The organism is Chitinophaga sp., from assembly GCF_035538455.1.
Classification (GTDB): Bacteria; Bacteroidota; Bacteroidia; order Chitinophagales; family Chitinophagaceae; genus Chitinophaga.
Window position 1 is genome coordinate 1 of record NZ_DATLKJ010000237.1, and the last position, 3,975, is coordinate 3,975.

The 3,975-nt window shown below is 42.2% G+C and carries 6 protein-coding genes and 1 tRNA gene; all 7 read right to left on the bottom strand.

Going from position 1 to position 3,975, the window contains the following annotated elements; all coding sequences use genetic code 11:
• Window positions 1–187, bottom strand: a 187-nt coding sequence (locus VM802_RS27820; protein WP_325536933.1) for a hypothetical protein, incomplete at its 3' end; no start/stop codon positions are given.
• A 99-nt stretch (window positions 188–286) separates the two neighbouring features.
• Window positions 287–673: a response regulator transcription factor gene (locus tag VM802_RS27825; protein WP_325536935.1), complete on the bottom strand. Its 387-nt coding sequence runs from the start codon at window positions 671–673 to the stop codon at window positions 287–289.
• Window positions 674–686: 13 nt separating this feature from the next.
• Window positions 687–863 (bottom strand): PleD family two-component system response regulator, encoded by a 177-nt coding sequence (locus tag VM802_RS27830; protein ID WP_325536937.1) that lies wholly within the window; start codon window positions 861–863, stop codon window positions 687–689.
• A gap of 106 nt (window positions 864–969) precedes the next feature.
• A complete protein-coding gene (locus tag VM802_RS27835; RefSeq protein ID WP_325536939.1) occupies window positions 970–1,743 on the bottom strand; it encodes a sensor histidine kinase in 774 nt (257 codons plus the stop codon).
• Window positions 1,744–2,429: 686 nt separating this feature from the next.
• Window positions 2,430–2,885, bottom strand: coding sequence for a hypothetical protein (locus tag VM802_RS27840; protein WP_325536941.1), 456 nt, complete (start codon window positions 2,883–2,885; stop codon window positions 2,430–2,432).
• 465 nt (window positions 2,886–3,350) lie between these two features.
• On the bottom strand, window positions 3,351–3,674 hold the full coding sequence (locus VM802_RS27845; protein WP_325536943.1) for an ISAon1 family transposase N-terminal region protein: 324 nt from the start codon (window positions 3,672–3,674) through the stop codon (window positions 3,351–3,353).
• Window positions 3,675–3,858: 184 nt separating this feature from the next.
• Window positions 3,859–3,932, bottom strand: a tRNA-Asp gene (locus tag VM802_RS27850).
• Window positions 3,933–3,975 lie beyond the last annotated feature (43 nt).

The window sequence follows — 3,975 nt, forward strand, 5'->3', positions numbered from 1 at the left end:
CTGCCCAATAGCGGAATGCTGCTGTACCCGGGGCATAATCGCCCGGTAAAGGAGCGGGAGAAGGATAGACAATTTGTATTGGGAGGTTCAATACCTCCGGATCAGGAATAGATACATTGATCAACATCCCGCCGCTGGGACGATCATTTAAACCGGGATCCTGTTCCCATGTTTTTACCTGGATCATGACTGTATGTTTTGGGTGAATAACAGTACAAAGATCCTTTAGTACCCAAGGTCAGACAACGTGAAAATAAGGGAGAATATCAGGGTGTTTTCACCCCGGTTACGGGAGGTTATCCATCAACACAATACCGTTCTTCAACGCATAGGTGACATGGCCTACCCGGGTTTTTACATTGAGTTTTTCAAACAGGCTATCCCTGTAACCATCGATGGTCCTTGCGCTCAGGCACATTTTATCTGCAATCTCCTTATAGGTCATCTCCGTGCAGGCCATCTTTAAGAAGATGAGTTCCCGGTCATTCAGCTCCGGCAGCATTTTATTCGGATTGTTGTGACTCCCGCTGATGGAGCTAATGAGTTTCCCTGTGACAATTTCAGCATAGTAGAACGCTTTCTCCGATACCGCCGCCAGGGCACTCCTCAGTTCTGTGGGCTCACAATCTTTCAGAATATACCCTCTTGCCCCGGCCTCGAACATCCTGATCATGGCCGTCTCATTATCATACATGGACAGGGCCAGTACCCCGCACAACAGGATACTTGTCCTGCAACCATAAGCCGGTCTCATAGCCATCCAGCTCCGGCATATTAAATTCCAGCAATACAATATCAGGCAGATGATGGGCATCCAGCTTTTCGATCAGATCTTTTCCATTGTTCACTTCAAAGCAGATCATAATTACCAAAATTTTCGATAGCACGCGCCAATCCATTACGCAACAATACATGGTCATCTGTCAGTACTATCTTCATTTTTGAGTTCATGGGGTTCTAATTGCTTGATTAAGGAGTAAAAACAATACGAATGAGAGTGCCGTTTAATACATTACTTTCCAGCTGAAGTGAGGCACCTATCATGGCGCTTCGCTTCTCCATATTGCGAAGCCCCATTCCCCTCGATTCAGGCAGCGTGGTGATGTCAAATCCCTTCCCGTTATCCGCAATACTTAAGGTACAAAGCGTAGCTGTATAACAAATATCTATATCAATCACACTGGCCGAAGCATGTTTGATCAGGTTATTCAGCACCTCCTGGAATATCCTGAACAATATCAGCTCCCTGCTGACATCCATTCGCCAAACAGTTCCGCTACTATTAAAGTTCACTATATATGCCCCCGTCTTCTTTATTCTGTCAAGCTCCGCTGAGATAGCTGCATATACCCCCCGAGCTGTGATGGTATCCGTATCCATACTCCCGGACAAATCCCGCAGATCCTGGATCACCTTACTGATCAGCTGTTTGGTATCGCCAATCCTTTCCCGTAATGACTCCGGGCAGTTACTCTCCATGATGCCGATGTTCAGTTTTGCAAGACTTAATATCTGACTAATATTATCATGGATTTCTTCAGAAATATGTTTCAGGGTTTGTTCTTTCATCTCGAGCCGGGAGTGCAGGACCTCCTTTTCATAAGCCACATGCAGTTGTTTTTTCTCTTCCCGGTGCATAGCCCTGCGGCGCTGGTAAATCATCCAGAAAGTGACAATAAAACAGGTCATTAACAGGAAGAGCAGAGTCGCAATGACCATACTAAATATAATATCCTTATCCATTGGCAGTAATTTTTGGGTTACGCTCATGCAAAAAACCTGCAGACAATACATACATGATAATATTAAAAACATACTGAATCACCCATAGCTGACTGAGAACGGAATCCGGATGTCGCTTAATATATGGTCATAATGAATAGATCAGCATAGCGCAGAGAGCGTACAATAATAAACCTAAAAGGTACCAGAAAAAAGGCATAGAAGGATTGATCTCCTAGTCATCGGCGGCATATTGATCCAGGATGATCAACAGCATCCATACTGTGTAAATAAAGTTATTCAGGCATACAAGTTCACTGATAAATCTTTCCATCAGGCCATAACCGAGTATCATACAAACATTATACACTAAGGCTAACAAACCTGAAAACACAAAAAACCTCTTACGACTATAAGAAAAAAGTTTATCAACAAACAAGTAATAAAATAACACTACGTCACAGATCGTATACAAATTATAGGATATGTTCACGGCGCTTCCTTTCACAAGGAATGCCCGCAAAAACTGTGGGATAGTAGCTAATGCCACTATCCCTAAAATAATTCTTGAGTCTTTCCAAAACGCCTAAAATACAGAAAACCGGTAAATAGGGGTAATAGAACGCTCTATATTGAAAGGTTGCTTAGACATTCCTGCATATGCATAAAGGGGTTGTAGTGCTCTTTATACAATTTAAGGAAGTTTCTTAGATAAAATTAAATGTCAGCTGCCCATTTACAATGGAGGTGATCATCTTTCCGGGAGGATGTTCCAGCGCCACTGTAGTTCCATCCACCTGTGCCTCGAGGGTGCCATTTTTTGCGACCTCACCATCCTTTGGTATTGTGGTTTTAAGCACCATTACTGTAGGAGCCCCCTCCATAAAGTTCCCCTCATCTTTCAAATGCGCCCCCATCACAATCACTACATGGGTTGCATTCCCTTTCTGCAGGAAATCTATCAGCTCCTTCTTGTCAAATAAATACCCGTTGATCTGATCGGCGTAATAATTCTTACATGCAGGTTCGTTAATTACATTGTTTACGAAAGAATGCGCAAACTGCATTTTACTTGCCATATTCGTTCTTTTGTCCAGCGTAAGTTGAGCTTCTGTAGCATCAATTAGCTTTCCCATGGTGAACGAGCTTAGTTCCTTAGTCATAAAATAAAATTGAAGGTTAGAAAAATGTTGAAATAAAAATAAGGATAAACCATAGACAGGGCGTAGTAGCAAGTGCTGCTGAAAATGACATGGGGAAAACACCTATTACACAAAACCCTTTGCTGAAAAGGGTTTTAACAGATCAGCCCAAAGGTCAGAATCCGTTATTTTCCCGGCTAAAAGGGTGAAAACACGGTAGGAAAAAGAATCATTAAACTTGTTTTTAAGATATAGATTGGAGTAATGAATAGTTGGATGAAGTTCAGTGAATATTGGAGAATAAACAGTACCAACCAGTTTGTATTTTGCAGGCAGTGATTTTTATTTTATATTAATAAAAGGAGCTTAACCCGTTAAGTGATTTTCCAGGTGGGAAAATCACTTAAATGATGTTTGTATTGCTGGCCCAGCTGCTTACCATTTACCTGGTAAAAGTGACCCAGCTGAACAGGGCTGATAGGGTACTTATCTAAGTAATCCTTTTAAAAAAGCCGCGAATTCCGGGGTCATTCGCGTGCCATTTTTTACTATTTCCCAATCTCTTATTATTATCTGACCATCCTCTAAAACCTCCCACCGACGGCGTTTGGCATGTAAAGTGACCTTTGGGCCACGGATGGGAAAATCCTGAATAGCAACTTCTGAGAAGAATCCTTTGGAGTGAACTTTTTTATGCTGATGCTCTACTGGAATGTTATTCTTTTCCTCAAGGTATATATCAATACCTTCTTTGTCCTGACTTGAATCTATTAAGTCAAAATACTCTAATACTCCTGCTGGTAGCAGCATCTCTACAAGTTTGCGAAAGTTCTGATCCACGTGTTGCGTTGGCTAATCCGCTGCAAAACAACTATTTTTTGATCTATCCCCCAACTTTTCGACTTGATCCTCCCTTGATCCCTGAATATTAGCTCACCTGAAACTAAAATAGAAAAGCCTGCTCATTGAGCAGGCTTTTCTATTTTAATCCTCGCGGACCGGACGGGACTCGAACCCGCGACCTCCGCCGTGACAGGGCGGCATTCTAACCAACTGAACTACCGATCCATTCCAGAAATATTTACTTTGAAGTAGCTATCTCTTTGTTTCC

Bases quoted from the DNA above. Each gene is read 5' to 3' on its own strand.
- VM802_RS27825 (WP_325536935.1), bottom strand. From the start codon at position 673: ATGATCAGGATGTTCGAGGCCGGGGCAAGAGGGTATATTCTGAAAGAT.
- VM802_RS27830 (WP_325536937.1), bottom strand. From the start codon at position 863: ATGATCTGCTTTGAAGTGAACAATGGAAAAGATCTGATCGAAAAGCTG.
- VM802_RS27835 (WP_325536939.1), bottom strand. From the start codon at position 1,743: ATGGATAAGGATATTATATTTAGTATGGTCATTGCGACTCTGCTCTTC.
- VM802_RS27840 (WP_325536941.1), bottom strand. From the start codon at position 2,885: ATGACTAAGGAACTAAGCTCGTTCACCATGGGAAAGCTAATTGATGCT.
- VM802_RS27845 (WP_325536943.1), bottom strand. From the start codon at position 3,674: ATGCTGCTACCAGCAGGAGTATTAGAGTATTTTGACTTAATAGATTCA.